Source organism: Paenarthrobacter sp. 10L420 (genome assembly GCF_056395385.1).
Genome location: NZ_JBFTJK010000001.1, coordinates 134,919 through 161,558, shown reverse-complemented (window position 1 = coordinate 161,558; position 26,640 = coordinate 134,919). Strand labels below are relative to the sequence as shown.

The 26,640-nt window shown below is 62.1% G+C and carries 27 protein-coding genes; 16 read left to right on the top strand and 11 right to left on the bottom strand.

Translation table 11 applies throughout. The features are described 5' to 3' along the window. Positions 1 to 71: 71 nt before the first annotated feature. Positions 72 to 710: a TetR/AcrR family transcriptional regulator gene (locus AC1DD5_RS00760; RefSeq protein ID WP_442019040.1), complete on the bottom strand. Its 639-nt coding sequence runs from the start codon at positions 708 to 710 to the stop codon at positions 72 to 74. 51 nt (positions 711 to 761) lie between these two features. Between AC1DD5_RS00760 and AC1DD5_RS00755 the strand changes: the two genes are divergently transcribed. Further along, the gene (locus tag AC1DD5_RS00755) at positions 762 to 1,634 is read left to right on the top strand and encodes a nuclear transport factor 2 family protein (protein WP_442019041.1); all 873 of its coding nucleotides are present in this window, start codon (positions 762 to 764) and stop codon (positions 1,632 to 1,634) included. 85 nt (positions 1,635 to 1,719) lie between these two features. Here AC1DD5_RS00755 and AC1DD5_RS00750 read toward each other — a convergent pair whose 3' ends face one another. Next, positions 1,720 to 2,523, bottom strand: coding sequence for a class I SAM-dependent methyltransferase (locus tag AC1DD5_RS00750; protein ID WP_442019042.1), 804 nt, complete (start codon positions 2,521 to 2,523; stop codon positions 1,720 to 1,722). 19 nt (positions 2,524 to 2,542) lie between these two features. Continuing rightward, positions 2,543 to 2,926, bottom strand: a complete 384-nt coding sequence (locus AC1DD5_RS00745) for a DUF7793 family protein (RefSeq protein WP_442003531.1) — start codon at positions 2,924 to 2,926, stop codon at positions 2,543 to 2,545. Positions 2,927 to 3,166: 240 nt separating this feature from the next. Here AC1DD5_RS00745 and AC1DD5_RS00740 point away from each other — a divergent pair, with 240 nt between their 5' ends. Next, positions 3,167 to 4,810 (top strand): ATP-binding protein, encoded by a 1,644-nt coding sequence (locus AC1DD5_RS00740; protein ID WP_442003530.1) that lies wholly within the window; start codon positions 3,167 to 3,169, stop codon positions 4,808 to 4,810. A 270-nt stretch (positions 4,811 to 5,080) separates the two neighbouring features. Here the strand turns inward: AC1DD5_RS00740 and AC1DD5_RS00735 are convergent, their stop codons facing one another. Continuing rightward, complete coding sequence (locus AC1DD5_RS00735; protein WP_442019043.1) at positions 5,081 to 5,254, bottom strand: hypothetical protein; 174 nt, start codon at positions 5,252 to 5,254, stop codon at positions 5,081 to 5,083. 105 nt (positions 5,255 to 5,359) lie between these two features. Between AC1DD5_RS00735 and AC1DD5_RS00730 the strand changes: the two genes are divergently transcribed. Both AC1DD5_RS00730 and AC1DD5_RS00725 read left to right on the top strand, forming a co-directional pair. Beyond that, positions 5,360 to 6,412: a hypothetical protein gene (locus AC1DD5_RS00730; protein ID WP_442019044.1), complete on the top strand. Its 1,053-nt coding sequence runs from the start codon at positions 5,360 to 5,362 to the stop codon at positions 6,410 to 6,412. 2 nt (positions 6,413 to 6,414) lie between these two features. Further along, the gene (locus AC1DD5_RS00725; RefSeq protein WP_442019045.1) at positions 6,415 to 7,971 is read left to right on the top strand and encodes a putative bifunctional diguanylate cyclase/phosphodiesterase; all 1,557 of its coding nucleotides are present in this window, start codon (positions 6,415 to 6,417) and stop codon (positions 7,969 to 7,971) included. 53 nt (positions 7,972 to 8,024) lie between these two features. Here the strand turns inward: AC1DD5_RS00725 and AC1DD5_RS00720 are convergent, their stop codons facing one another. Beyond that, a complete protein-coding gene (locus tag AC1DD5_RS00720; RefSeq protein WP_442019046.1) occupies positions 8,025 to 8,588 on the bottom strand; it encodes a GNAT family N-acetyltransferase in 564 nt (187 codons plus the stop codon). Positions 8,589 to 8,707: 119 nt separating this feature from the next. Here AC1DD5_RS00720 and AC1DD5_RS00715 point away from each other — a divergent pair, with 119 nt between their 5' ends. Genes AC1DD5_RS00715 through AC1DD5_RS00705 form a run of 3 tightly spaced genes read left to right on the top strand, consistent with a single transcriptional unit; the run spans position 8,708 to position 11,190 of the window. After that, the gene (locus AC1DD5_RS00715; protein WP_224088717.1) at positions 8,708 to 9,175 is read left to right on the top strand and encodes a hotdog fold thioesterase; all 468 of its coding nucleotides are present in this window, start codon (positions 8,708 to 8,710) and stop codon (positions 9,173 to 9,175) included. A gap of 9 nt (positions 9,176 to 9,184) precedes the next feature. Then, positions 9,185 to 10,534, top strand: a complete 1,350-nt coding sequence (gene paaK / locus AC1DD5_RS00710) for a phenylacetate--CoA ligase PaaK (protein ID WP_442019047.1) — start codon at positions 9,185 to 9,187, stop codon at positions 10,532 to 10,534. A gap of 53 nt (positions 10,535 to 10,587) precedes the next feature. Continuing rightward, the gene (locus AC1DD5_RS00705; RefSeq protein ID WP_442003525.1) at positions 10,588 to 11,190 is read left to right on the top strand and encodes a TetR/AcrR family transcriptional regulator; all 603 of its coding nucleotides are present in this window, start codon (positions 10,588 to 10,590) and stop codon (positions 11,188 to 11,190) included. A 40-nt stretch (positions 11,191 to 11,230) separates the two neighbouring features. Here the strand turns inward: AC1DD5_RS00705 and AC1DD5_RS00700 are convergent, their stop codons facing one another. Next, positions 11,231 to 12,241, bottom strand: a complete 1,011-nt coding sequence (locus tag AC1DD5_RS00700; RefSeq protein ID WP_477520402.1) for an SLAC1 family transporter — start codon at positions 12,239 to 12,241, stop codon at positions 11,231 to 11,233. A gap of 113 nt (positions 12,242 to 12,354) precedes the next feature. On the opposite strand from AC1DD5_RS00700, the gene AC1DD5_RS00695 reads away from it, so the two are divergent. Continuing rightward, the gene (locus AC1DD5_RS00695; RefSeq protein ID WP_442019049.1) at positions 12,355 to 12,924 is read left to right on the top strand and encodes a TetR/AcrR family transcriptional regulator; all 570 of its coding nucleotides are present in this window, start codon (positions 12,355 to 12,357) and stop codon (positions 12,922 to 12,924) included. A gap of 31 nt (positions 12,925 to 12,955) precedes the next feature. On the opposite strand, the gene AC1DD5_RS00690 is transcribed toward AC1DD5_RS00695, so the two are convergent. Then, positions 12,956 to 13,537 (bottom strand): mismatch-specific DNA-glycosylase, encoded by a 582-nt coding sequence (locus AC1DD5_RS00690; protein ID WP_442019050.1) that lies wholly within the window; start codon positions 13,535 to 13,537, stop codon positions 12,956 to 12,958. A gap of 78 nt (positions 13,538 to 13,615) precedes the next feature. Here AC1DD5_RS00690 and AC1DD5_RS00685 point away from each other — a divergent pair, with 78 nt between their 5' ends. After that, positions 13,616 to 14,023: a VOC family protein gene (locus tag AC1DD5_RS00685; RefSeq protein WP_442003521.1), complete on the top strand. Its 408-nt coding sequence runs from the start codon at positions 13,616 to 13,618 to the stop codon at positions 14,021 to 14,023. A gap of 129 nt (positions 14,024 to 14,152) precedes the next feature. Here AC1DD5_RS00685 and paaZ read toward each other — a convergent pair whose 3' ends face one another. Then, positions 14,153 to 16,252, bottom strand: coding sequence for a phenylacetic acid degradation bifunctional protein PaaZ (gene paaZ, locus AC1DD5_RS00680; RefSeq protein ID WP_477520401.1), 2,100 nt, complete (start codon positions 16,250 to 16,252; stop codon positions 14,153 to 14,155). 211 nt (positions 16,253 to 16,463) lie between these two features. Next, complete coding sequence (locus tag AC1DD5_RS00675) at positions 16,464 to 17,168, bottom strand: tyrosine-protein phosphatase (RefSeq protein ID WP_477520400.1); 705 nt, start codon at positions 17,166 to 17,168, stop codon at positions 16,464 to 16,466. Positions 17,169 to 17,394: 226 nt separating this feature from the next. On the opposite strand from AC1DD5_RS00675, the gene AC1DD5_RS00670 reads away from it, so the two are divergent. The 7 genes from AC1DD5_RS00670 (at position 17,395) to AC1DD5_RS00640 (ending at position 24,850) form a co-directional block, all read left to right on the top strand. Then, positions 17,395 to 18,417, top strand: coding sequence for a LacI family DNA-binding transcriptional regulator (locus tag AC1DD5_RS00670; RefSeq protein ID WP_477520399.1), 1,023 nt, complete (start codon positions 17,395 to 17,397; stop codon positions 18,415 to 18,417). Between the two features lie 116 nt (positions 18,418 to 18,533). Continuing rightward, positions 18,534 to 19,772 carry a sugar ABC transporter substrate-binding protein gene (locus AC1DD5_RS00665; protein WP_442019054.1) on the top strand — a complete coding sequence of 413 codons (1,239 nt, stop codon included), beginning with the start codon at positions 18,534 to 18,536 and terminating at the stop codon, positions 19,770 to 19,772. A 10-nt stretch (positions 19,773 to 19,782) separates the two neighbouring features. Further along, positions 19,783 to 20,796 carry a carbohydrate ABC transporter permease gene (locus tag AC1DD5_RS00660; protein ID WP_442019055.1) on the top strand — a complete coding sequence of 338 codons (1,014 nt, stop codon included), beginning with the start codon at positions 19,783 to 19,785 and terminating at the stop codon, positions 20,794 to 20,796. Positions 20,797 to 20,803: 7 nt separating this feature from the next. Beyond that, on the top strand, positions 20,804 to 21,667 hold the full coding sequence (locus AC1DD5_RS00655) for a carbohydrate ABC transporter permease (protein WP_442003515.1): 864 nt from the start codon (positions 20,804 to 20,806) through the stop codon (positions 21,665 to 21,667). 26 nt (positions 21,668 to 21,693) lie between these two features. Beyond that, positions 21,694 to 22,470 (top strand): ThuA domain-containing protein, encoded by a 777-nt coding sequence (locus AC1DD5_RS00650; RefSeq protein WP_442019056.1) that lies wholly within the window; start codon positions 21,694 to 21,696, stop codon positions 22,468 to 22,470. Beyond that, positions 22,467 to 23,618: a Gfo/Idh/MocA family protein gene (locus tag AC1DD5_RS00645; RefSeq protein WP_477520398.1), complete on the top strand. Its 1,152-nt coding sequence runs from the start codon at positions 22,467 to 22,469 to the stop codon at positions 23,616 to 23,618. The genes AC1DD5_RS00650 and AC1DD5_RS00645 overlap by 4 nt, the downstream gene beginning before the upstream one ends. A gap of 20 nt (positions 23,619 to 23,638) precedes the next feature. After that, the gene (locus AC1DD5_RS00640) at positions 23,639 to 24,850 is read left to right on the top strand and encodes a Gfo/Idh/MocA family protein (RefSeq protein ID WP_477520732.1); all 1,212 of its coding nucleotides are present in this window, start codon (positions 23,639 to 23,641) and stop codon (positions 24,848 to 24,850) included. Positions 24,851 to 24,938: 88 nt separating this feature from the next. Here AC1DD5_RS00640 and AC1DD5_RS00635 read toward each other — a convergent pair whose 3' ends face one another. Beyond that, on the bottom strand, positions 24,939 to 25,841 hold the full coding sequence (locus AC1DD5_RS00635) for an SGNH/GDSL hydrolase family protein (RefSeq protein WP_477520397.1): 903 nt from the start codon (positions 25,839 to 25,841) through the stop codon (positions 24,939 to 24,941). A 180-nt stretch (positions 25,842 to 26,021) separates the two neighbouring features. Then, positions 26,022 to 26,618, bottom strand: a complete 597-nt coding sequence (locus AC1DD5_RS00630) for a GNAT family N-acetyltransferase (protein ID WP_477520396.1) — start codon at positions 26,616 to 26,618, stop codon at positions 26,022 to 26,024. Positions 26,619 to 26,640: the final 22 nt, after the last annotated feature.

Here is a 26,640-nt window from a genome sequence, read left to right as displayed (position 1 = left end):
CACCTTGTAAGCCCATGAGCCCTCCAACGTTGTGCAGATAGCTGGCATAGTTGGCCGGGCTCAAGTAGCGGTTAGTGCCGGACGAGCATGCTGATCCACATCCCGGCGAGCCAGTCCGAGAACCGTTCGTCGCTCCATCCGCGCTGGCCCACGAACCGGGTCCAGAGTGTGCCGTCCATGGTCGCGAACAGCACGTCGCGACATTCCTCCTCTGTGACGCCAAGCTGCCCGGTGGCGCCGGCGGCCTGTGCGTAACGCGTCGCCACATCCAAACGACGGTCGGCCCATTCGTTGAGCATGGCGACGGCGTCGGGCTCGCTCGCGGCTGCTCCTGTGAGCGCCTCAAGGAGAGGGGCAATCCGCCGATTGCTCGCGCTCACGAATGCGGCGTGGCGTCGGATCCTGGCTGGCAGGTCCGGTTCGGTCAGGATGGCCTGCATTTCGGCCCTGTCATAGAGGGTCACGTCCGCCTCGTCGCCGCGGAAATCGACATACCAAACGTGCCGGAGCAGCGCGGCTTTCGTGCGGAACGTCGCGTAGACAGTTTCGACGGCGACGCCGGCCCGTTCAGCGACCTGCTTGACCGTGGTTTGCCCGTATCCCTGCGAGATAAACAGCTCGTTCGCCGCCGCGATGATGCTTCGCCGTGTTTCCGCAGCCTGCTGTTGGCGGCGGGTGGAATCGTACGACCTCTTGATTTTTGCGCCCATTGGGTACAGTATAACAGTATTCAAAACAGTCTCACTGTAATGGAGTTGGTCATGTCTACTGAGACCGATGCTTTCCTCACTGAAATAGTTCCCCAACAACAGGCCGCGGACAGTGCAATCCACGACGGCGACGCCGGCCCGCGCCTCGCGCTGTGGTCCAAGAAGGACCCGCTGACGCTCTTCGGTGCGAGCCTCAGCGGCAGCGGCCGGGCAGAGCTTGAGCCCATGTTCCACAACGTCGCCTCGTGGTTTTCGCACTCGGATTCGTTCGATCTTGAGATCATCGCGGCCGGAGTAAGCGAGGACCTCGCCTACACGGTCGGCTACGAGCACAGCATCACCACCGTTGAGGGCACTCCCCGGAAATACAGTTTGCGGGTGACCCACGTCTACCGTCGTGAAGACGGCGCCTGGCGGATAGTGCATCGTCACGCGGATTTTCCAACGGCAGAGGCCAGCGTTCCGTTGCCCCTTGGTCGGGCTGATCCAATGACGGGCGAGCGGCCGGTCATGGTTAAGGAGACCGAGGCCTTCCTCGCAGAGATCCTGCCGAAGCAGCGGGACATGACTGTGGCCCTGCACAAGGGCGACGTAACATCCCGCATCGCTTTGTGGTCGCACACTGACCCCACCACCCTGTTCGGTGCGCACATCTCCGGAGTGGGTTGGAACGATCTGGAGCCCAAGTTTCGCCAGGAAGCCCGACGGTTCGAAGGCGCCACCGGGTTCGAGTTCGAGGTTGTCGCGGCCGCTGCCAGCGGAAGCCTCGCATACATCGTTGGGTTGGAGCACAGCCACGCCGTTGTTGATGGGGTCCCGGCCGACTACACGATGCGAACAACGCACGTCTACCGCCGCGAGGACGGCGCCTGGCGGATCGTTCACCGGCACTCGGACCTTATCCCAGTTCAACGGTCCCGGTGACCACAGTGCCACTCCTGGTGTTCACGGGCGCGGAACCTGGTGCTGGCGGCGCGGACCTTAGTCCTGGCTGGCGCTGACCTTAGAGTTAGCGGGCGCGGAGCAAGGCGAAGTATCCCGGAATGAGATCCGGGTCGGACGGGTTGCTCAGCGGCCGGGTCTCGATACTCGTCGCACCCTCCTCCAAAAGGTTCCACTCCGCCGTCGGGAACGCCTTGGCGCGCTGGGCGGCGCCGAAGCGGCCCGGCATCGGCAAGCCCTTGATGGCCCACTCCAACGGGGCAGGAATGGAGTCGCGGGTGGCTCCGAGGTGGCTGACGTAATCCACGGGGGTGCCCGGAAAGTTGGTTTCGGCCAGGAAAACGCTGCCGCGGGTCCCGACGACGGGCAGCAGGTTTGCGGCCAGAGCTGCCCTTCCTTTGGAATCGAGGACGTGCAGTACGCCCCGGATGAACACGTTGGCATCGCCTGCCCAGCCCGCAGCTTCAAGGGCCGTCACGACAGTCCGCGCGGCGTCAGGTGCCGTCATATCGCACACGGCGAATGACGCCGTCGTGACGTCCGCTGACTCTTGCCGGGCGCGATCTACGGCGTTCGCGGAGTAATCGAGCCCTAGCGCGTGCGGGAAATGATCGGCCAGCAGACGGGTGAAGCTGCCGTTGCCACACCCCACGTCCACCACGGGAAGGGACTGATCCATCCGGGCGAATTTGGGCAGGTAACCCTCAAGTTCATGAGAGCTGCCCGAATCCCACAACACATCCCCGGCGGCCCCGGTGGTCCGGACGCTGCCCCAATAGCGATCCCACGCCGTAAGCGGGTCCTTGGGCGCGGCCGAGGAAAGCCTGATCAGGCGGGGAATCAGCAGATATTTCCGGAGCGCGGAGAGCATGCTCCAAATATATGTGGCGCTATTGCTCTTTCAGCCAAAGCAGGGCTTCTGTTTCTGAAGTAAAGAACCTCGTGGGGCATGGGGGTTTCATGATGCCAATGAAGAAGTTGGCGATGACCCGGTCCACGGGGGACGAACCCCAGAGGGCGATACTTGAGGCCTGGCAGGGTTTGGCGAACACTGAACGGGCGCCCCGGGTGACGTCAGCCGTGGTAGCCATATCCACGATCATCGGGTGGCGCGCTTCGCCGCAGATCTCGTTGACCCGATCCATCGCCCTTTGCGCGTCCGCCTCCTGGATCCTGGATCCGCGCGGCCACGTTAGCCGTAGGATTCCTGTGTCTTCGAGTTCCAGCTCGAACGTCACCTCTTGGTGGTCCTGCGGTGTGGCTGGCTGGTTCACAGATCTCCTTGGCATTTCCATACGGACGGCAGGAGGACCAAGCCTCCCCCTGGGCTTTCACCCTCTAGGCTGTCGAATCGGGCGCCGAATGTAAAGGCTATCTTCCCCGACGCAATGCCTTCCCCGGCGACGCAAATGAGCATCAAATGCCCCTGCAGGGCCGAAGCCCGCGGTGGCGCTGATAGTGTGTTGCCAAATCTGGAATTACGGTGGAACGAACGTTGTAACGGAGGGGGCTCAGTGGGTAAGAACGGGGCCGATGTGCAGCACGTTTCCCGCTCCGCCTTCGTGGCGGATTCAGACGCTGATCGTTTGGCCTTAACAAAGGCTGCGCTCAAGGCCGCAGGGTTCGAAGTTTTCGCCGCTGCAGACACCGCTTCCATGGCCGCGCGGCTGGAAGCCGGTATTCCCGCTGTAGTGGTGTTGGAAAACTCCCTGGCACATGGTCTTCGCAGTCCTGGTGTTCCTGTGTTGCTGCTCCTCAACGCCGGTGAATCCGTGGACCTGGAAGAAGCCCAAGCGTGGGGCGTCGTGGACTATGTGATCAACCCGGTGCGTGCCGATGAACTTGTTTACCGCGTTGAAACCTTGATCGGCAGGTCCCGGGAGCGTGCACGGTCCCGGGGAGAGGTAGAAGCCCTCAGGGAGAGCCTCCGGAACGTCTCATCCGCCATCCGGCAAACCAACGATCCCCAACTGATTGCCGACCACGTGGTGAGAGGTTTCGGCGAAGCCCTCGGCATGGACCACGTTTGGTTTGCTACCTTCCGGGACGAACGCGTTCCCTCAATCCGTGCCCAATGGAACCGCCCGGGCACGCCGATGCTTCCCGCCAGGTTGGGCGAGAGCGAGAACCTGATCGTAGAGGCAGCCAACAGGCTATGGGCCGAAGCTGACGTTCTTGCTGTGACCGATCACCGAACGCAACCGGAATCCAGGATTACCCAAGCGCTGAAGGACTGGTCCTGCGAGCTCAACCCGGTCTCGTCAGTTTTGCTGCCTGTCGGCGAAGGTGGTGCGGCCTTAGGCATCATCCTCCTCAGCACGGTGGAGGAACGGCACGATTGGACCCGGCCTGAGATCGCATTGATGCAGCACGTGGCCGGCAATGTGGCGCACGGACTCATTCAGGGCCACCTCATCAGCGCCCAGCAACGGGTACTGCACCAGCTCAGGCAGTTGGACAAGGCCAAAACTGACTTCCTGGCAACCGTCAACCATGAACTCCGGACCCCCCTGACCTCGATCACGGCCTACCTGGACATGATCAGGGATGGTTCGGGCGGCCCGGTTCCTGAGGGCATCAGCAAGATGCTGGACGTGATCGCAAGGAACTCCGACAGGCTCCGCCGGCTCATCGAGGACATGTTGACGGTGTCCATGCAGGACGGAAGCAACCTGGACCTCAAACCTGTGGACATCGCCAAGCTTCTCCAAGTAGTGGTGGCCACGCTGCGGCCTTTGGCCGAGTCACGGCACGTCGCTGTGTCCTTCACTGAGGGAACCGAGGACGTGGAGGTCACCGCCGATGAAGCCAAGCTGGAACAGGTCTTCACCAACATCGTGGCCAATGCCATCAAGTTCACCCCGGCAGGTGGACGGGTGGGCATCACGAGTTCGATGTTCGCATCGGCAGACGGTGGCCGTGCAGCACTGGTCAAAGTGGCGGACACAGGCTTGGGCATCCCCGAACACGATCTTCCCCACATCTTCACGCGGTTCTACCGTGCCTCCAACGCCACGGCAGCTGCTGTTCCCGGAAGCGGTCTGGGGCTGGCGATCGCCCAGGACATCATCAGCCGCCATATGGGACGGATGATCTTCGACTCAAAGCTGGGGTCCGGGACTACGGTGTCCGTTGAATTGCCGGTTGGTGGTCCGTAACGGCGGCTTTGGTGGCCCCCGAAGGGCCCCGTTTAGTGGTCGGTAGCGGCCACTTGACGCCCCCAAATAATCAGTTGACTGCCCCCTCCTTGGCACTTGACGCCCTCATGGCGTCCTGTCCCCGTCCATGACACGCTGGTCAATGGCTGCCCTGAAAGCTGACCCGCAAAGTCACTAATCTGCGACACAATCCGCAACAAAACTGATGCCCCGAGCAAAAGCCCAGGGCATCAGTTTGAGTCATCTGGCCTTGAGAGGCGCTCCCCCAATTTAGTTCGGCCACCAACCTATGGTGGTGGTATTCGTTTTGGTGGTTGTGCTGTTCGGCCACCAGCCGATTGCCGTACTGTTGGTATCCTGCGAAGGCTCGGCGTTAGCCGGAGCAGCCAGCCCCGTTACTGCCAGAACTGCTGCCATGAGCAGTGTTGCCGCAAATTTCTTCATCCGCTGTGCCCTTTCATACTGATGCGAATTACCGGTGTGACTTGAAAAAGGTCACGAGGCAAACTATACGAGCTTTTCTTCGCTATGGACATGGATAATGGGCACATGCAGAGTCCACAATTAACGCCTCATCTTGTAGCCGGACTCAATGCGCGCGCCAAATGGAAAGAACGTCACTTTGACGAGGCCTTTCGGTTAGCCGGTGAAGCTGCACATCTTGCCATTGATGCCGGCGATGAACTGTCTTGGTGGAACATGCGTTACTTGCAGGCGGAATGCCTCCGGGACCAAGGCCGGATCGAGGAATATCTGGCATTGGCACGGGAACTGAATGATCACGAACTCACGGCCTCCTCGCCTGAGCTTGGCGCCAAAGCCGGGACCATGGTTGCCGTTGCCCTCCAGGGTCTGGGGCGTCTGGCCGAGGCCGCCGCCATGGCTGCGGATGCCGCCAAACTGGCTGCCCGGGACGCGGACTTGGTGTATGTGCAGATCCTGGCGCAGCGTGCGCTCATTGCCTCCCTTGCCGAAAGCCGGCTGCTGGACGATGCCTGGCGTGAATGCTTGGAGCTGGAATCCCTGCTTACCGAAGACATCGACGAAGACACAGCGGGCAAGGGCTATTGGGTGATCGGGAACGTTGCCTTCCTGGCAAACCGGGTTGAAGATGGCAGCCGGTACCACGATCTTGCTTCCGAACGGCTGTCCCCATCCAAGGACGTGGACTTGTGGGCACGCTTCAATCGCGCCTCGGCGGAAATGCGGCTTCAGGCCCGGCTGAGTGATGCCGCTACCCTGCGATGCATCGAGAGGGCCGAGCTCGCCACAGACATCGTGGGCGGTTCCGAGCGGGACCATTTGGAAATGTCCCTGGTCCGCGCCCACTGGAACTATCTCAACGGCGATATGCAGGAAGCCCTCACCATCCTTGAGCCCTTGTGTGCCCGGTCTTCCATCCTCGCCACCCAAACCTCTGCAGAGTCGCACTTCCTCTTGGCCAGGACTTTGCTCGCACTGGGCCGGCGGGAAGAAGCCGTCGCGACTTTCAGCGAAACCGCAAACCTTTTCGATCAGGCCGCCCTCCCTGATCGCAGCTCGGCCGTTCGTGCGTACCTCCGGGATATGGTTGATCAGCGAGGCGAACCGCACGGGGAGTGACCATGTCCGAGGAAAACTCGAATGCCGCACCAGATCCACGTCTGGGATTGCTGCTGGACGGCATCGTCAGGCTTGCCGCGGGAGACCTGAACACCAGGATTGAAATCTCCGATGCCCGCGACGAGATCGACGCCGTGATCATGGGCACCAACCTCCTTGCCGAGGACCTCCAGATTATCTATGAAGAGCTGGAGCAGCGCGTGGCAGACCGCACACGGCAGCTGCACGAGGCCCACCGCGAAATGCAGCACATGGCCATGACGGATCCCCTCACAGGCCTTCACAACCGCTCTGCCTTCTCCACCGCGCTCGCGGAATCCCAGGCCAGGGGCCCCAATGGCAATCAACGGCCGGCCATCCTGCTGATGGACATGAACGGCTTCAAGGGCGTCAATGACTCCCTGGGCCACACCATCGGAGACAAAGTGCTGGAAACGGTGGCAGCCCGCATCAGTGCTGCCGTCCGCGAGGAGGACATGGTTGCCCGCATGGGCGGCGACGAATTCGCAATCCTGCTGCAGGAAGTTACCCCGGCGAAGGCGGCGTCCATCGGTAATCGGATCCTGGCTGCATTGGACGGGACCATGGAGATCGACGGCCAACACGTACGGTGCGGCGCCAGCATGGGCCTTCGGATGGCAGATCCCGGCAAGAGTGCCGAGGAACTGATGATGGAAGCGGACATCGCCATGTACGAATCCAAGGCTGATGGTCGCGGCAAATTGAAGGTCTTTGATACCGACATGCTCCTTGCCCGGCAGTTGCGCAACCAACTCGTGGGTGAGCTCAAAGAAGCGATCGCCGGTTCGCAGCTGGTGCTCTACTACCAGCCCATCATTCGCTTGGACACCCGCGGAATTGAAGGCGTCGAGGCCCTGGTCCGTTGGAAACACCCCACCCGCGGCATGATCATGCCGGATGAGTTCATTCCCATTGCCGAGGAAACGGGAATGATCTCCGATCTGGGCGGGTGGGTGCTGCGCACCGCCGTCGAGCAATTGCAGCGATGGCGCAGCGACCCCCTCACGGGGCGCCACGACTTCAACATGCGCATCAACGTGTCCGCCGCTGACCTCCAGCGTTTGGAGTTCGTGGAGGACGTACGCGAAGCCCTGACTTCGGCCGGGCTGGACCCGTCGCTGCTGGTTCTGGAGCTGACCGAAAGCGCCGTCATTCAAGGGAACGACCTTGACCGGTACACGCTGAACAGTCTTCGGCGGCTGGGTGTCGAGATGGAGATCGACGATTTCGGCACCGGATACTCCTCCATCGATTACCTCCGCCGCTTGCCCGTGCACGCCGTCAAGGTGGACAGAACGCTCCTCACGGCCCTCGGCAGCGATCCCGCACAGCCCGCCCTCCTCGCGGCAGTCCTGCAGCTCATACGTGCGTGCGGCCTCGGTGCTGTGTGGGAGGGAATCGAAACAGCGGAGCAGGCAGACTTCCTGCTCAGCATTGGGTGCACCAGCGGGCAGGGCTACTACTTCAGCCGGCCACTGCCGGAGGCACAACTGACCGAACAGCTGAGGCACCACAAGACCTGGCCGATCCAGGATTAAACGCGCGACGGCGGTGGGCTGGCTTTGGCGTGCACCACGAGTTGGCCGGGACGTCAAGATCCCGCTTGGCGCGCCCGCCATTCGGAGTCGAGGATCGCATAAATGTTCTCGGTGGCCCACTGGCCTTTGTAGTGCCAGTTGTCCACCAGGGTAGCCTCCAAGCGCATGCCTAGGCGTTTGCATATACCGGCGGAGCCAGTGTTGAGCGCATCGAGTTTCGCGTCTATGCGGTGGAAGTTCAACTGGCCGAATGCCAATTTCATGACAGCCTCAGCCGCCTCCGTCGCTATTCCCTGGCCCCTGCCCTCGGGGTGGAGGATCCAGCCAAGCTCAGCCTGGCCTGTTCCCTCCAGCCATTTCAGGACGATCTCACCCATAAGTCCCGGACGGTCCTGGCGTTCAATGGCGAGGCAGGCCCAGTCGCCTTCATGCTTGAAGTGTGCATTCGCATAGCGGCCCAGAACCTCCATGGACTGCGTCTTGGTCAGTTCATTGCGGAACAGATATCGGGCGGTCTCCGGCAGCGACTGATAAGCGTGGAACCGGTCCAGGTCCTCGGCCTCGAAACGCCGCAGTATGAGTCGTTCGGTCATGATCGGAAGCTCAATTTCGGGCATGTCTTCGAGGCTACTAGGCGCGTCCAAATCCTCGCCCAAGCTTTGTCCAGTCTTGACAGTTGGCCCGATCTGGGATTACCTAATGAACATTCGGTAAATAAAGCTGGAGGCAATGACGCATGGTTGAAACAACCCTCTCCGGTGCAACGCACCACATCCTGACGAACGACTACGCGTCTGAATGGATGGGCATTGAGGTCCTTAAGATCGACGACGGCCATGCCACCATCCGCATGCACCTCCGCCAGGAAATGCTCAATGGATTCGGAATGGCCCATGGCGGAATGATCTTCGCCTTCGCGGACACCGCCTTCGCACTGGCCTGCAACCCGGCCAACCCCACGCCAAAGCAAGCTGCCAACATCACGGTGGCGTCCGGCGTCGACATCAACTTCATCAAGCCGGCGTTCGAAGGCCAGGTGATTACCGCCGTCGCAAACCGTCGCGCGAGTACCGGCCGCAGCGGCCTCTACGACATCCAGATCTACGCGGCTTCACCAGGCGCCGCGGGCGCCACCCCCGATCCAGATCCCGGAGAACTCATTGCAGAGTTCCGGGGCCGCAGCCGCACCATCTCCAAGAAGTAGGAACTCCAGATGACCCAGAACACCGTCGCCGCGCCCGCGTCGTCCACCTCCGAGGCAACCGCGCCCGTCCTGGACCGCGAAGAAACGATGTCCCGCGACGAGCTTGAAGCACTCCAGCTCAACCGTCTGCAGCACACCGTGGCTTATGCCTACGATCGCGTGCCGCTGTACAAGCGCAAGTTCGATGAAGCAGGCGTGCACCCGACCGACCTCCGCGAGTTGAGCGACCTCGGCAAGTTCCCGTACACCACCAAGGAAGACCTCCGGCTGGAGTATCCGTTTGGCATGTTCGCGGTCCCGCAGCACGAGGTTGCCCGCATCCACGCGAGCTCCGGCACCACCGGCCGCCCCACCGTGGTGGGCTACACCAAGAACGACCTCGCCAACTGGGCAACCCTGGTGGCCCGTTGCCTGCGCGCCTCCGGCGTCCGTCCTGGAATGAAGGTCCACAACGCCTATGGTTATGGTCTCTTTACCGGCGGCCTCGGCGCCCATGCCGGCGCCGAAGCGCTGGGCTGCACGGTCATCCCGATGTCCGGCGGCCAGACCGAACGCCAGATCCAGCTCATCCAGGACTTCAAGCCGGACGCCATCCTGGCCACGCCCACGTACCTGCTGACGATCGCCGACGCCATGGCCCACCAGGGCATCGACCCCACGTCCACCTCGCTGAAGTACGCCGTGCTTGGCGCCGAGCCGTGGACCGAAGAGATGCGCCACGAACTCGAAACCACCATGAACATCAAGGCCTGCGACATCTACGGGCTCTCCGAAGTCATGGGCCCGGGCGTCGCTGGCGAAGCTGTTGAAACGCAAGACGGCTGCCACATCTGGGAAGACCATTTCCGGCCCGAAATCATCGATCCCTTTGATCACTCGACAGTCCTCGGCGACGGTGAACCGGGTGAATTGGTCTTCACGTCGCTGACCAAGGAAGCACTGCCGATCATCCGCTACCGCACCAAGGACCTGACCCGCCTGCTCCCTGGAACCGCTCGCCCGGCACACCGCCGGATGGGCCGCATCACCGGCCGAAGCGACGACATGATCATCCTGCGCGGCGTCAACCTCTTCCCCTCCCAGATCGAGGAAATCGCCCTGCGCATCCCCGAACTCAGCCCGCACTTCCAGCTCGAAATCACCCGCCCCGAGGGCAAGCGCATGGATTCGCTGACCGTGAAAATCGAACGGCGGGAAAACGTCCCCGCAGAGTCAAGCACGACGGCGGCCCGTACTTTGCGCGAGCAGATCAAGATTCACGTGGGGTCTTCTTGCGTAGTTGACGTTGTGGAGCCCGGTTCCCTCGAGCGTTCCAACGGGAAGCTCCGCCGGATCTACGACATGCGGCCGAAGGGCTGACATGCGGCGTCGCTGAACGGCAGCCCGTCTAGAGATCGTGAGAAAATGCCACCATGCCTACTGAGACAACCACCAAGCGCGGACGGCCCGGTTACGACCAGCAGTCGGTGCTCCGCATCGCCGTCGACGTCTTCAACCGCCACGGGTACGATGCTACGTCCATGGGCATCCTGGCCGAGAACCTCGGGATCTCCAAGTCAGCCATCTACCACCACGTGCCGTCCAAGGGCGATCTGCTGAAGCTCGCCCTGGACCACGCCCTCGGCGGCTTGGAGGCCATCCTGGACGAGCCTGCCGCCACCTCCGGGGCGGCAGATGCTCGGCTGGAGTTCGTGCTTCGGCAAACCATTGCGGTGCTGGTGGACAGGCTGCCATTCGTCACATTGCTGTTGCGCCTGCGCGGAAATACCGAGATCGAACGCGACGCGCTGGAACGTCGCCGCGCCTTCGACCACAAGGTTGCCGCGCTCATCGCCGCTGCCCGGCAGGACGGCTCCCTGCGCCAGGACATCGATCCCCGCACGGTCACACGGCTCCTGTTCGGCACCATCAACTCGATCGTGGAGTGGTACAAGCCAGGCGGCTCCCTCTCCCCCGAGAAACTTGCCGACGACGTCATCACCATGGCCTTCGACGGCCTCCACACCGCCGCCTGACCCTCTCTCACTTCCTGACCGGTTTCCCCTGGATGCTCTCTCACATCCGGACCGGTTTCCCCGTTTCCTCTCTCGCCCTTTGTCGCCGGGCCGTGGCGGCGAGGCGGAAAAACACTGCGATTGATTTCGCCGCGACCAGCACAACGGCAGTCGTCACGATCGCGAGCACTCCAATCGTCATAGCCTCCCAGGCAGCCGGTCTGCCCAAGTGCAACCACGTGATGGCAAGTGCGGCAACACTTGCCAAGGGGAACGTGAACGACCAGAAGCCCAGCGAGAACGGCAAGGCCCGATAGCGCCGCAATAGTGTGAGCTGGATCAAAACCATTAACACCGTTATGGCCGTCAACCCCTCGAACATATAGTCTGGTCGACCCCCCGAAATGGCAAGCCACGCGGCCGCCGCAACCGCCGGCGGAGCGATCATGATTGCCAAGGTCGGAGTAAGCGAGTCCGGCATCGTAGGCCGAAGCGCGAGTCGCAGGAAGAAAAACACAGAGATCACGAGCCAGAAGAAGAGGCCGACGGCGAAACTTCCGACGGCGAGCCAGTCAAGTCCCGTCTGTCTTGCGGTGAGCGCACCCACAAAACCTGCCGCGCTGGTGGGGAGGAAGTAGCCGCCATGTACGGATTCAAGTGGCAACTCGCCGCGCATCCAGAAGTTCAAAATCCATGCGGCGAACGCGGCTGCAACGGCAATGGAAACACCGGTCACAATGGTTCCGGCTAAAGGAATGGTGCGGTGCAGCCCCGCCCCAATCAACATGGCTGCAATCGGAAGCAAGGCGGCGAGCGGGCCCTGCGCGAAGTGCTTGAGCTGATCAGAGAGCGACTGTTCCGTGCGCCTCCCGCGATGGACGTGCACCGCGATGGTCCAAAGCCAGGCAATGGCGGCGATCACCCAGAATGCTTGCGCAAGTTCGATCGGGGCTTGGAAGGACGAGGTCGCCGCCGACCAAACCTGTGCGAGGCCAGCCAAACCAAGCGGTATAGCGAGCGTATTCAGGGGGACGCGGGTACGAGGGGAAGGCGCTGAGGCGGTCTTCTCCAAGGGCGGATGTATAGACAATGGGTTCCCGTTTCTAACAACGTAGAGGGTCGGACAAGTGCTCAACAGCGGTTTTTGACCTAGAAGTACAATATCATGGGCGCTACGCTGTTCCCATGGGTAGACCGATGCAATTTGAGGCTGGTGAGGCTGTCAACAGAGCGATGGACTTGTTCTGGCGCCAAGGGTATGCCGGCACAACGCCGCAGGAGTTGGCCACCGAGCTGGGAATCGGCAAGGGCAGCCTGTACAACACGTTTGAGAGCAAACATGCCTTGTTTCTGCGTGCCCTTCGGCGCTACAGCGAGGCCAGAGTCGAGTACCTAACGGGCATGTTTGTAGCTCCCGGACCAATCCGACCGCGTCTCAAACAGGCACTCATGGCACTGGCCGGCGTGGGCGAGCATCAACGCGGTTGTGTCATGGTCAATGCTGCGGCGGAGCTCGGCGCAGCCGACGCCGAGGTGAATCAGATTGCGAACGAGATGTTCTCTCAGATCGAAGCTGTGTTCAGGCAGGCAATCGTGCAAGGACAAGCGTCTGGAGAATTCCGCACCGGTCAGGTCCCCGAAACTGTCGCCAGCCAACTCGTTGCTTCCGTCATCGGGCTAAGCGTCTTGGTCAAAACAGGCGGGCCCGCCGAGAGGTTCAGCAACATTATCGACGGACTCATTGACGGACTGTGACGACTACCGGAAGGTTTCCGACTGGCGTTTGCTATGCCGGATCTGCAAGGGGTTCGATGCCAGCCGCAACAGCGACTTCACGGTAGGCGTCGGCGAGATCAGCAAGGCTCGCGTGCCTGTTCAAGCCACTTGGATTCGGGAGCACCCAAACCGGGGCACCTCCAAGCGAATCGGGCTGTCGTCCCCAGGGCGCCCGCGGCCGGGCGAAAGCAGTCCGGTAGGCGCTGATTCCCAAAACCGCCACCATTGCTGGGGCGATAAGTTCAACTCGCGCAGATAGTGCCTTGGCTCCGGCAAGGAGTTGCTCGGGCGTGAGTTCATCCGCGCGCGCCGAAGCTCCCGCAACTATGGACGTGATTCCAACGCCCCGGTCCAGCAGATGGTTGAGGTCTTCGCGACGGAAACCTGCCGAGGCATCTATCCGGCGATCGACGATGCCGGCACGGAATAGCGCTGGATAGAATCGATTGCTGCCGCCACCGAAATGCGCCTGTACTGCAACAGCACGCAGGCCAGGATTGATGCCGACGAACAGGAGCCTCGTCTGGTCCGAAACCAAATCGGGCAGGGTTCGGCCCCGAAACGCATCAAGCGCAGACCTGCTAAATCCCATCGTTCAACCTTAGGACATGATTCGTAGGATCCTTCCGGAGCCGCCCAGCGTAAAATTTTCAGCGTAGGAGGTGGCCAAATGCATCTAGCCCTTAACACAGCCACAACCGTCCTGCCTGTCGATGACCTGAGCCGCGCACGAGAGTTCTACGCTGAAAAGCTCGGCCTTCCGCATCGCGGCAGGACCTGGGATGGAAATGATCTATTTGGCAACGACGGCGGCCCCATGCTGCAGTTGTTGCCGGTCACGGACGGTAAGCACTCTGGTCATACCGCCCTGAGCTTTGAGGTCGAGAACATCGAGCGAACTGTTGCGGAGATGGAGGCCCAAGGCGTCAAGTTCCAGGACTACGACGAGCCTGATCTCAAGACCGATAACCACATTTGCACCACGGACGCCGAGAAGTGCGCTTGGTTCATGGATACCGAGAACAATGTTCTGTGCATCCACGAGACCCTTGGCCAACAGGCCGAATACCAGCTGTAACCGTCCCCTTAAGGCAAAGCGCGTCCCCCTGGTGGGGACGCGCTTCGTTGTTATGTGAGAGAACAACCGGCCCAGGGCACGATGATGTGAGAGAAGATCCGGTAAAAACGGTCGGGATGTGAGAGAAGGTTACTTCTCCACGAGGGTCAGAACATCGTAGGTGGCTACGATTTCGTCGTTCTGGTTGGTGAGAACCGCGTCCCAGGCAACCTCGCCATATTCGTCAGTCTCACGCGGTGTGATCTTCTTGGCGGTCAACGTGACGCGGATGGAGTCGCCGGCTGCCACGGGCGTGATGAAACGCAGGTTCTCCAAGCCGTAGTTGGCCAGCACAGGACCCGGCGCGGGCTCCACGAATAACCCGGCAGCCCAGCTCAGGAGCAGGTAGCCGTGCGCGACGATGCCCGGGAAGAACGGGTTGGCCTCGGCTGCTTCCTGATTGGTGTGTGCATAGAACGTATCGCCAGTGGAGTTAGCGAAGGCCGTGATGTCCTCGAGGGTCACCTGGCGCAGATCGGAGCGAACGGCGTCGCCGATCCTCAGCGTCGAGAGGTGCTTCCGGAAGGGGTGCTCACCTTCGGTTTCCACGGTGAAATTGCGGTCGGCGCCCGTGTGCCACTGACCGGTAACGGCGGTGAGCATGTTCGGCGAGCCCTGGATGGCGGTGCGCTGCATGTGGTGCAGGACCGAGCGGATACCGCCCAGCTCCTCGCCGCCACCTGCGCGGCCAGGACCACCGTGGACCAGGTGAGGTACGGGTGAGCCGTGTCCGGTGGAGGACCGCGCGTCCTCGCGGTTGAGTATGTGGACGCGGCCGTGATGCGCTGCGATTCCGAGCACCAGCTCCTGCGCCACCGAAGGATCGTTGGTGCACACGGACGCCACCAATGAACCCGAGCCTCGGGCTGCGAGGCGGATGGCATCGGCAAGATCCGAGTATCCGATCACCGAGGAGACGGGGCCGAAAGCTTCAAGGGAGTGGACTTCTTCGGCTTCCGCGTCGGCCCAGTTGAGGAGTACGGGAGACATGAAAGCCCCGTCTTCCACGACACCCACGGTGCCCCCGACCGAGGTGACCGACGGCGAATCGAGGGACCCGTACGCAAGCTCACCACCGGCGTCGAGCATTGACTGGACGGCCGCGCGGACGTCGGCGAGCTGCTCCAGCGAAGCCAGGGCGCCCATGGTGACGCCCTCGGCGCGAGGATCACCAACCACCACACGCTCGTTAATGCGCGCACCAATGGCCGCAGAGACGTCGGAAATCAACTCCTGCGGGACGATCACACGGCGGATGGCGGTGCACTTCTGGCCGGCTTTGACAGTCATTTCGGTGACGACGGCCCGGACAAACGCGTCGAATTCCGGAGTGCCGGGAACAGCGTCCGGTCCAAGGATCGCGGCGTTCAGGGAGTCGGTCTCACAGGTGAAGCGAACGCCACCCTGGACCACGTTGTGGTGGGCCTTCAGCGAATTCGCGGTAGACGCCGAACCCGTGAAGGAGACGAGGTCGCGGAAATCCAGTTCGTCCAGGATGGTCCGGGCGGAGCCGGAAATCAGCTGAAGGGAGCCCGCGGGCAGGATGCCGGACTCGACGATCGCCTTGACCGCGGCGGCCGCAACGTAGCCCGTGGGCGTGGCCGGCTTGACGATGGTGGGAACGCCCGCGAGGAATGCGGGCGCGAACTTCTCCAGCATGCCCCAGACCGGGAAGTTGAAGGCGTTGATCTGCACCGCGACGCCGGGGATGCGGGTGTAGATGTGCTCGCCGGCAAACGAACCATCCTTGGACAGCACCTCCATCGGCCCATCCACCACAACCTGCGAGTTGGGCAGTTCACGGCGACCCTTGGACCCAAACGTGAAGAGAACGCCGATGCCGCCGTCGATGTCGATCATGTTGTCGATCTTGGTGGCGCCGGACTGCGACGAGGACTCGTACAGCTCTTCACGTCGGCCGTTGAGGTACATGGCAAGCTCTTTGAGCTTGAGCGCACGCTGGTGGAAGGTCAGCTTTCCAAGTTCCGTTTGGCCTGTGGTGCGGCCGTAATTTACGACGGCGGCAAAGTCCAGTCCGTCAGTGCTGACGTTGGCCAGGACTTCTCCGGTGCTGGCATCACGGACCGGGACGGTTTTGGCGTCAGGAGCCGGCGTCCACCAGGCATCCTGGACGTAGCTGGGGACGGTTGCAACGGCTGTGGTTTCCGGGGCGACTGCGGTAGTGGTCATCGTCGACGGGTCCTTCCAAGGCACGTGAAATCGGCTCGGTCATTGGGTCTGCGGGACCGCAAACATTACTGACCGGCCGTTCGGTAATATATACAGGGTACATGAATGCCCGGAGGAGTGCAGCAGCAATTTCGTCGTTCTCTCACATCCCACCCGATTCCCACCGATCCTCTCTCACATCCCGCCCGATTCCGGCCATCGTTCTCTCACATCACCGCAGCTTGGCGCGGATCGCCTCCACTTCCGCGCCCGTGACACCATTCCGCGCCAGGAAGGACTCGACGTCCAGAGAACCAAGGAACACCTTCACGCCTGCCCGCTTCTGCTCCAGCCAGGCCTCAAACTCCGCGTCGGAAAGGTAGGGATCATGCGCATGCGGTGCCCCGTGGGTGCGGTGTCGCTCATTGATCCCCCGTGCCGCAAGTTCGTAGCCGCGCAGGATTTCGTCGTCGCCAAGACCGGCCAAGCGTTGCAACATGAGTGCGATCACCCCGCTGCGATCCCGGCCCGCCGAGCAGTGAATCACAACCTTGCCTGGCGAGGCGGCAATAGCCTTGAAGACGGCCGCAATCTTCTCCCCAAATAGCCTCACATAGTCGCCGTACCGCGACGGGTCCTTCAGGTACGGGCCGAAGAGCTCGCCGAAATCGCTATGGTCGGGGTCCTCCGTGGGGCAATGCACGACGTCGATGCTGGCCTTCACGTCGTCCGGCACCTTGGGATCGGTGTCGCGTTGCCGCCGCTCGCCCGAGGCGCGCAAATCGATGATAGTGCGGATGCCGTCGTCGTACATTTGGTGCCAACCGGCTGCGGTTACCCACTCGTGGCGACCCATTCTGTACACGTCCCCCGCGACCCGCCAGGCGTTCACGGCGCCATCCCAGTGGACGCCTAACTGCGGTGCTGTCCCGTCCATAGGAGCCAGCTAAGCACATTCGCCTGCAGTGATGTGAGAGAACATCCGCCCAAAGGCGACAGGAAATGAGAGAAGATCGGCCGAAAGGGCGGTGGATGTGAGAGCGGATCAGAAGGGGGTATTGCGCGGGGCGAGTGACTCATGTCATACTCGTTCTCGATGCGCATCGACGATACGTATCGACGACAAGCAAACCGTTCAGCAGAGAGCGCGAGGAGGCCAGGACATGCCCACCAGCAAGGACGTTGCCCAGGCCGCCGGCGTTGCACAGAGCACGGTTTCCTATGTTCTTAGTGGCAAGCGACCCATCTCCGAGAAAACGCGGAAAAAGGTGGAAGACGCCATCCAGCAGCTGACCTACCAGCCAAATGCCGGAGCCCGAGCGCTTGCCAGCCGCAGGACCCGCGTGATCGGCCTCGTCATCCCTTTCATCCCTGAGTTGCACATGGCTTCGATCATGGAGTTCGTCTCCGTGATCGCCAACACCGCCCGCCTCTATGACCACGACATCCTGCTGGTCACCGAGGATGAGGGGGCACCCGGACTGCAGCGTGTGGTGGGCCAGCAGATCTGCGACGGCCTGATCCTGATGCAGGTGGAAGGCGACGACGAACGGCTCCCGGTAGTCCGCAGCCTCCACGTCCCCGTGGTGCTGATCGGCATCCCACATGATCCTTCCGGATTGGTTTGCATTGACGCGGACTTCGAAATGGCCGGCGAACAATGCGTCCAGGACCTTGCGGCAGCAGGACATGCGGTGATCTCAGTGATCGACTGGCAGCCGGAGGTTGTCGATCGCCACGTGAACTACGTGGAACGCTTCATGTCCGGCACCAACAAGGCCGCGGAGACCCTCGGCGTCAAGGTGCTGCACCTTCCCGGAGGAACGGACCGCGAGGTGATCGCGGAATCCGTGGACAAAGCCTTGGCGGAGACCACTGGAATACCTGCGTTTATCGCTCCGGACGGCACCGTTCAGGACGTTCTTCGACGGGTTCTGACCAGTCGGGGCCTGACTCCCGGGAAGGATGTCTCCGTCATCGGCAGCGCCTCCCCCACCCTGGCTGAGCTTCAGCCCATCCCGCTTTCCACCATTGACCTCCGCCCGGCCGAAGTATCCCGCCGTACGGTGAAGATTATTTGCGATCTCCTCGAAGCCGAAAACCAGGGACCAACCGAATCCCTGGAATTGGTACCCACGGTCATTACGCACCGTGCCAGCACGCTCCGTCCACCCCACGGCAGCTAGACCCTCTCCGCAGCACCTGCATCCCATCCGTTTCCGAATTCATCGATACGCATCGTCGATACGTATCGACAATCTCGTCCCCGATAAAAGCCACTCCCAGAAAAAAGGAACAGACAATGAAGTCAGCACAAAGGACAACCCGTCGTCCTCTTGCCCTCGCCGTCGCTGCGTTGGTCGGCCTGCCCCTGGCCCTCTCAGCCTGCGGGACCTCCCCCGCAGCTTCGTCGTCGGAGGCCGTCAAAGAAATCTCCGTGATGGACTACTACAACAACGAGCCGGACAAGTCCTTCATCGGCGACGCCCTGACCAAGTGCGGCACCCAGGCAGGTGTGACCATCAAGCGGGAGACCGTCCCGGGCAAGTCCCTGATCTCCAAGGTGCTCCAGCAGTCCTCCTCCAAAACGCTTCCGGACGTGCTCATGCTGGACAATCCGGACCTGCAGCAGGTTGCCGCCACGGGCGCTTTGGCTCCCTTGTCAGACTTCAAGATCAGCACGGATAACTTCGCAGAGGGTGTCCTGAGCGCAGGCACCTACAAGGACAAGGTCTATGGCCTGGCTCCCACCGTGAACACCATTGCCCTGTTCTACAACAAGGACATCCTGGACAAGGCTGGAGTAACCCCGCCCACCACCTGGGATGAGCTGAAGGCAGCCTCCGCCAAGCTCACCGCCGGCGACCAGTACGGGCTCGCGTTCAACGCCAACCCCACTTATGAAGGCACCTGGCAGTTCCTCCCGGTCATGTGGTCCAACGGCGGTGACGAGAAGAAGATCGACACCAAGGAGACCGAGCAGGCACTCCAGCTCTGGACAGACCTGGTCAAGAGCGGCTCCGTCTCTTCCTCCGCCCTGAACTGGACCCAGGCCGATGTAAAGGACCAGTTCATGGCCGGCAAAGCAGCCATGATGGTCAACGGCCCGTGGCAGATCCCGGCCCTGGATAAGCAGCCCACTCTGCAGTACGGCGTCGTAAAGATCCCCGTCCGTGAAGCCGGCCAGACGTCCGTTGCGCCGCTGGGTGGCGAAGTTTGGACGGTCCCCCAGACCGGCAACAAGGCACGCCAGGCCAAGGCCGCGGAAGTGGTTGCCTGCCTGAACAGTGACGAGAACCAGATGGCGATGGCCAAGGTCCGCAACACGATTCCTTCCAAAACCACGTTGGCGGAGAAGTTCGCCACCGAAAACCCCAAGCTCGCTACGTTCACTGAGCTGATCAAGACTGCCCGCGCCCGCACCGGCGAGCTGGGTGCAGAATGGCCGGCACAGGCAACCAAGATCTACACCGCCATCCAGACAGCCCTGACCGGTAACGCCTCGCCGGCAGATGCCCTCAAGCAAGCGCAAGGCCAGTAAGCAGCCAGCCATGTCATTGACAACAGATTTGTCGCAAACAGCGGCAGGTTCCACCGGAAAGGCCGCGGGAAAGGCCACGCGCAAGCATGGCCGCCCGGCAGGCTCGCCTACAGAAGCGCAGACACCACGACGGCGCACCCGCCAACGCCGCGAGCGCATCTTCCAGTGGCTCTTCTTGGTTCCTGCCGTGGTCTACATGGCACTGTTCTTCGGCTACCCCGTGGTCAAGAACGTCGTCATGAGTTTCCAGGACTACACCACGGCTACGTTCTTCACCGGAGAAGCCCCGTGGGTAGGGCTGGCCAACTACGTAACTGTATTGTCGTCGTCGTTGTTTTCCACCTCACTGCTGAACACCGCGCTGTTCACGGTGGGTTCCATCCTGGGCCAGTTCGTGATCGGGCTGGCGTTGGCGATCTTCTTCCAACGCAAGTTCCCGCTCAACGGAATCCTGCGCTCGCTGCTCCTGCTGCCTTGGCTACTGCCGCTGATTGTCTCGAGTGCCGTGTGGCGTTGGATCCTGGACAAGGACAGCGGAGCTCTCAACCGTTTCCTGGGCGATCTGGGCGTCATCAACACGGGCGTTCCGTGGCTGACCAGTACCTCGTTGGCTTTGATCGCTGTGGTGGGAGTGAACATCTGGATTGGCATCCCGTTCAATCTGACCATCCTCTACGGGGGCCTGCAGGAGATCCCGGACGAGCTTTACGAGGCCGGGTCCCTGGATGGCGCCACAGGTTGGAAGGCGTTCCGGCATATCACCTGGCCAATGCTCCGTCCCGTGGTGAGCGTGGTGCTGGTGCTCGGCGTCGTCTACACGCTGAAGGTGCTGGACATCATCCTGGGCCTGACCAACGGTGGCCCGGCGAACTCGACCCAGACCATCGCTACCCAGTCCTACGACCTCTCCTTCCACGAATTCAAATTCGGCGAAGGCGCGGCCCTGGGCAACGTGCTGGTGATCATTTCCCTGGTGTTCGCGGTCCTGTACCTGCGGGCAAGCCGACGTGCTGTGGATGAGTGAGGAAACCATGACAACCGTACTGAAAGCACCCACACTCCGGCCCAGCAGGGCAAAGGCGCCGGCAGGAAACCGCAAGAACTGGGGCTACACGGCGCTGGCCATCTTCTTCCTGGCCATCATGCTGTTCCCGGTCTACTGGATGATCAACGCCTCCCTGCAGCCCAACGGCACTACCTTGGAAACCTCGTGGCTGCCCTTGAAGCCCGACTTCACCGGCTATGCCACAGCCATCAGTGAGCAAGCCGGGAACCTCGGCACGAGCCTGATCATCTCTCTGGGCAGTGTGGCATTGAGCCTGGCAATCGCTGCCCCGGCGGCCTACGCGCTGGCCTATTTCAAGGTTCGCGGCGCAGGAGTTGTCCTCTTCGCGATCCTCATCAGCCAGATGATCCCGGGCATCGTGGTGGCCAACGCCCTCTACACGGCCTACAACGATCTTGGGCTGCTCAACTCCATTCCAGGCCTGATCCTCGCGGACTCGGCACACGGAATTCCGTTCGCCATCCTCATCATCCGGGCGTTCATGAACGGCATGCCGTCGTCCGTGATCGAGGCAGCGCGGGTGGACGGTGCGGGGCACGTCCGGGCGTTCTGGTCGATCGTGATTCCGCTGAGTCGGAACTCGCTGATCACCGCGGGCCTCTTTACGTTCCTGTTCGCCTGGAGCGACTTCCTGTTCGCCCTGACCCTGACCACCACGGAAGCGGTCCGCCCCGTCACCCTGGGCATCTTCCAGTACATCGGCGCCTACGTGAACGACTGGAGTTCAGTGATGGCGACGGCGGTACTCGCCTCCATCCCGGCCATCGTCTTGTTGGTCGCGGCCCAAAAATACATCGCCGCTGGCACCACCGGCGGCGCGGTCAAGTAGACCCTCACTCATCAGAAGGAAAAATCATGCCTGAAACAAGCAAGCCCATCCGCGTCACCGTTTGGAGCGAAAACCGTCACGAGAAGCGGGACGAACTCGTGGCACGCCTGTACCCGGAAGGAATGCACGGCGCAGTTAAGGCGGGCATCGAGGAGAACCTGGGTTCCGGCGTCGAGGTTCGCACCGCGACCCTGGACGAACCCGAGCATGGCCTCACGGAGGAAGTCCTCGCCAACACGGACGTCCTCACCTGGTGGGGGCACATGTCCCACGCCGACGTTGAGGACGAAATCGTGGAGCGCGTCCACCGCCACGTGCTCGCGGGCATGGGCCTGATTGTGCTGCACTCCGGGCACTGGTCCAAGATCTTCACCAAGCTCATGGGCACTAGCTGCACCCTGCGCTGGCGCTCCGAACACGACCGCGAACTCGTCTGGACAGTGGACCCGACCCACCCCATCGCCAAGGGCGTGCCGCACCCCATCGTGATCCCTGAGCAGGAAATGTACGGCGAATTCTTCGATATCCCCACGCCGGAGGAACTGGTGTTCATCAGCTCGTTCAGCGGAGGCGAAGTGTTCCGTTCGGGCTGCACGTTCCGGCGCGGACACGGCAAGATCTTCTTCTTCAGCCCCGGCGACCAGGACTACCCCGTCTATCAGCACAAAGACATCCGCCGGGTCATCGCCAACGCCGTCGAATGGGCCGTCACTGACCGTCCCGAGCGCGCCGTCCCTGAGCTGCTTCGCTACGAAACCAACGACTTCTTCAACGGCAAGAGCTACCAAGGAGCAAACGCGTGAGCACGCCTTTCGCCATCATCCCCGACGACGGCACTCCCCTTCGCGTCGTAGTGGTCGGCGCCGGGGGCATGGGCCGCGCCTGGCTTCGAACCGTTGAGTCGTCACCGTTGGTGGAACTTGTGGGCATCGTGGATCTGGATCTCGCCACCGCCGCCGAGGCTGCAGCTTCGCTCGGCCGTCCAGACCTTCCGGTGGGTGCCGGCACAGCGGCGCTGGCGTCCGACGTCGGAGCCCAGGCGATCATCAACGTCACCGTTCCTGCCGCGCATCATCCGGTCACTACCGAGGCACTCGCTGCGGGCCTGCCGGTCCTTGGCGAAAAGCCCGTGGCCTCCACAGTGTCGCAAGGGCTTTCCCTGGCAGCCGCGGCTGAGCTTCACGGCCAGCTGTTCATGGTCAGCCAGTCCAGGCGCTACAACCGGCAGCTCTTCGAAGCCAAGCGGCTATCTTCAGCGGTGGGTGCTGTTGGCATCGTCTCTGCCGAGTTCTTCAAGGCGCCGCACTTTGGCGGATTCCGCGATGCCATGGACCACCCCCTGCTGCTGGACATGGCGATCCATCAATTCGACATGGCCCGATTCCTGCTCGACGCCGATCCCGTCTCTGTTTTCTGCGAGGAGTACAACCCCTCGTGGAGTTGGTACCGCGGTGATGCCGGGGCCACGGCCGTTTTCGAAATGACCGGCGGCGAGCGCTTCGTGTTCAACGGAAGCTGGTGCAGCCCGGGCCAGGAAACCTCGTGGAACGCCTCGTGGCGGATCAGCGGCGAGCACGGCACCGTCTTGTGGGATGGCGACAATGAGCCTGTTTCCTCTGTTCCTGTTTCCGGCGATGCTGGCAGTTCTGAGGATCCTGGCCAGGAAATTGCTGGTTCCCTGCGCGACTTTGTATCTGCAGTCCGCACGGGAAGCACCCCGATGGGGCAGGTGCACCAAAACATCATGAGCCTGGCCATGGTGGAGGCGGCCATCCTGAGTGCGGCCAACGGCACCCGGGTTTCCGTGGACACGCTGCTTGAGGACTCGTACCAACAGGCACTCCTTGCCGAGCGGGACCCGGCCGTGTTGGAAGTTTTGAAGTCCTGGACCTCGGTTCGGAGTGCGCTTGCGGGGGGCAGTGCGCTTGCGGGGGAAGGCGTTCGGCTGTGACTCGGAAGCTGCGGGTGGGCATGGTGGGCTACTCCTTCATGGGTGCCGTCCACTCGCATGCCTGGCGAACGGCGCCGCGCTTCTTCGATCTCCCACTTGCGCCCAAGCTGACGGCGCTGGCTGGCCGAAATGCTTCTGCTGCTCAGGCGGCTGCGGCCAAGCTCGGTTGGGATTCCGTGGAGAGCGACTGGCGTCGCCTGATCGAGCGCGGTGACATTGACCTGATCGACATCTGTTCCCCGGGCAACACGCACGCCGAGATTGCGATCGCTGCCCTGGAAGCCGGCAAACACGTGCTGTGCGAGAAACCCTTGGCCAACAGTGTGGCTGAGGCTGAGAAGATGACTGCTGTGGCATCCTCGGCCGCCGAGCGGGGCGTGTACTCGATGTGCGGGTTCACATACCGGCGAACTCCTGCACTGGCCCTTGCCAAGCGGATGGTGGACGACGGCCGGTTGGGCGAGCTCCGCCACGTCAGGGCACAGTATCTCCAGGATTGGTTGGCGGATGCGGACGCGCCCCTGACATGGCGGCTGGACAAGTCAAAGTCCGGCTCTGGCTCACTCGGTGATATCGGCGCCCACAGTATCGACGCCGCACAGTGGATCACCGGGTCCAACATCACAGGGGTTTCAGCCCTTATGGAGACGTTCGTGAAGGAGCGGCCAATCGGCGGTGACTTCGTTGGGCTCGGCGGGCACGGTGGTGCAGGCGGTCCGCGCGGTCCGGTAACTGTCGACGACGCCGCGATCTTTACGGCCCGTTTCGGCGGAAAGACGCGCGACGGCGGTGACCCCGCCATAGCGGGTGGCAGCACGACCGCCGTCGAGCGTTCCACCCTCGGCGGCCCGATCGGCGTGTTCGAGGCGACGCGGTTTGCCCTGGGACGGAAGAACGCGATGCGGCTGGAACTCAACGGCACGCTCGGCTCGTTGGCTTTCGACTTCGAGGACATGAACTCACTGTCCTTCTACGATGCCTCCGACGAGGACGCCGGTTTCCGGCGGGTCATCGTGACGGAGCCATCGCACCCCTACGTCGGGAACTGGTGGCCCACCGGGCATGGCCTGGGCTACGAGCACGGATTCATACATCAGGTGGTGGACCTCGTGAACGCCATCGCTGAGGATCGCGAGCCGGAGCCATCGTTCGCAGATGCTTTGCAGGTCCAGAAGGTGCTGGCCGCAGTGGAGGCCAGCGCGGAGGCCGAGAGCCGCTGGCAGAAGGTTTGAGATTGCGTCCGGCCTGCATGAACGTTGCAAACCCGCTGTTTCGTTGTTGGGCAACAACGAAACAGCGGGCCGGCAACGTCCTAGTGGTCTAACGCTTGGCGAGTTGAGCGGGTTTGACGGCGGACAGCAGGGCTGCAGCGTATGCCAGATGCCCTGCTACGTTCGGATGGAAGTTGGCGTCGGGCAGCCGATCAAACGGGGGCACGGGAGCCAGGACCATCACAAGCCACGGATCTGCAGAATTCGCTGCATGCCCGAGGAACTTCTTGGTGACATCGATGAACACGGCGTTCGTTTGGCTCTCGGCGGCCGCCTTGGCAATAGTCGCGTTGAGCGCATCAATGGCCCTGTTCACTTGGACTTGGTTCGCCGGTGGGATCACTGGGAGGCCGTTGACGGGATCAAAGAGCCGTGGATAGCCCAAGACAGCGATGGTCGCCCCAGGCGCAGAGGCTCGGATCATCTGGTAGATGATCTCAAGTCCGGCCTCGGTCGCAGGAAGATTGGCGATGATCGCGTTGACCGTGGCCTCACAAAGCTGTGTATCCGGCGTAGAGCAGTTCTGAAGCGCGAGGAGGCTGCCAGCATCGACAGCACCAGCAGTAATGCTCACCAGGCCGGCATTACCCAACGCAGATTGCCCTTCAGCGCTGGTGATCTGCTGAAATACGGACGGCGTCATTCCGTCATAGAGGGGTGGCACCGGGAACAGCACGGCTCCGTGACACGCCAAGTTCGCCAACAAGGTGACCCGCCCTGTCGCGGCGACATCGTCGACGTAACCCGGATGACTCTGCCAACAAGCTACCGGTGGACGGTACAAGTCCCCCGCACCAGTCCCCGCCGTGTATGAATCACCGAGCGCCACATACGTGACAGGTGGCGGCGGTGCGGCGGTGGCCGGACTGGCCGTGAATCCCAGGGTGAGTGCCAGGGCGGCGAGTCCGCCTGCAAAAGCCAAGTGCCGGCGTCGTGCTCGATGAGTTGCCATGATGCTTCCCCTTCATACTGCTCTTTTGGGGCTCCGGTGGTCCGACAAACAGGATCACTTCGCGGCACGCCCACCCGTCGGCCGCGTACGGGGCAATGTGTTGGCCAGATTACGCCCGGCAGGCAACGCGGTACAGACCTTGTGGCTAGCCTATTTTTCGGCTTCCACGTTCTTGAGCAGCTATATGCCGTACCTTGCCAGCCTGAACTCCAAGCCGTTCCGCACCGCCGGCCATTCGTGTTCCAGTATGGAGAACACCACGGTGTCGCGGAGGGTGCCGTCCTTGCTGCGCGAGTGATTCCGGAGCACACCGTCCTGCTTTGCGCCGAGGCGGGCGATCGCGTCGCGGGACTGGTGGTTGAGCCAGTGCGTGCGGAACTCGACGGCGGGGCAGCCAAGGGTCTCAAAGGCATGCCGAAGGAGCAGCAGTTTGGAGTCGGGGTTGGTGCCCGTGCCGTGGACGGACGCCGCGTTCCAAGTCGAGCCGATCTCAACGCGCGGGGTGGCGGCGTCGATGTTCATGTACGTCGTCATCCCGATGACCTTGCCCGTGCTGTTGAGCCTGGTAGCGAAGGGCACCATGGAACCTTCGGTTTGCAGGCCCAGCCGCCGCTCAATCTCGGCAGCCATACCGTCCGGGGCGGGTACGGAGGTGTACCAGAGCTTCCAGAGTTCACCGTCCTTGGCCGCCTCCACAAGGTCGTCGTGGTGATCTGGCCGCAAGGGTTCAAGGGTCACGAATTTGCCGGTCAGGGTAACGGGTTCAATCGAGTTCACCCGGTTAGCCTAACCCGCCCCG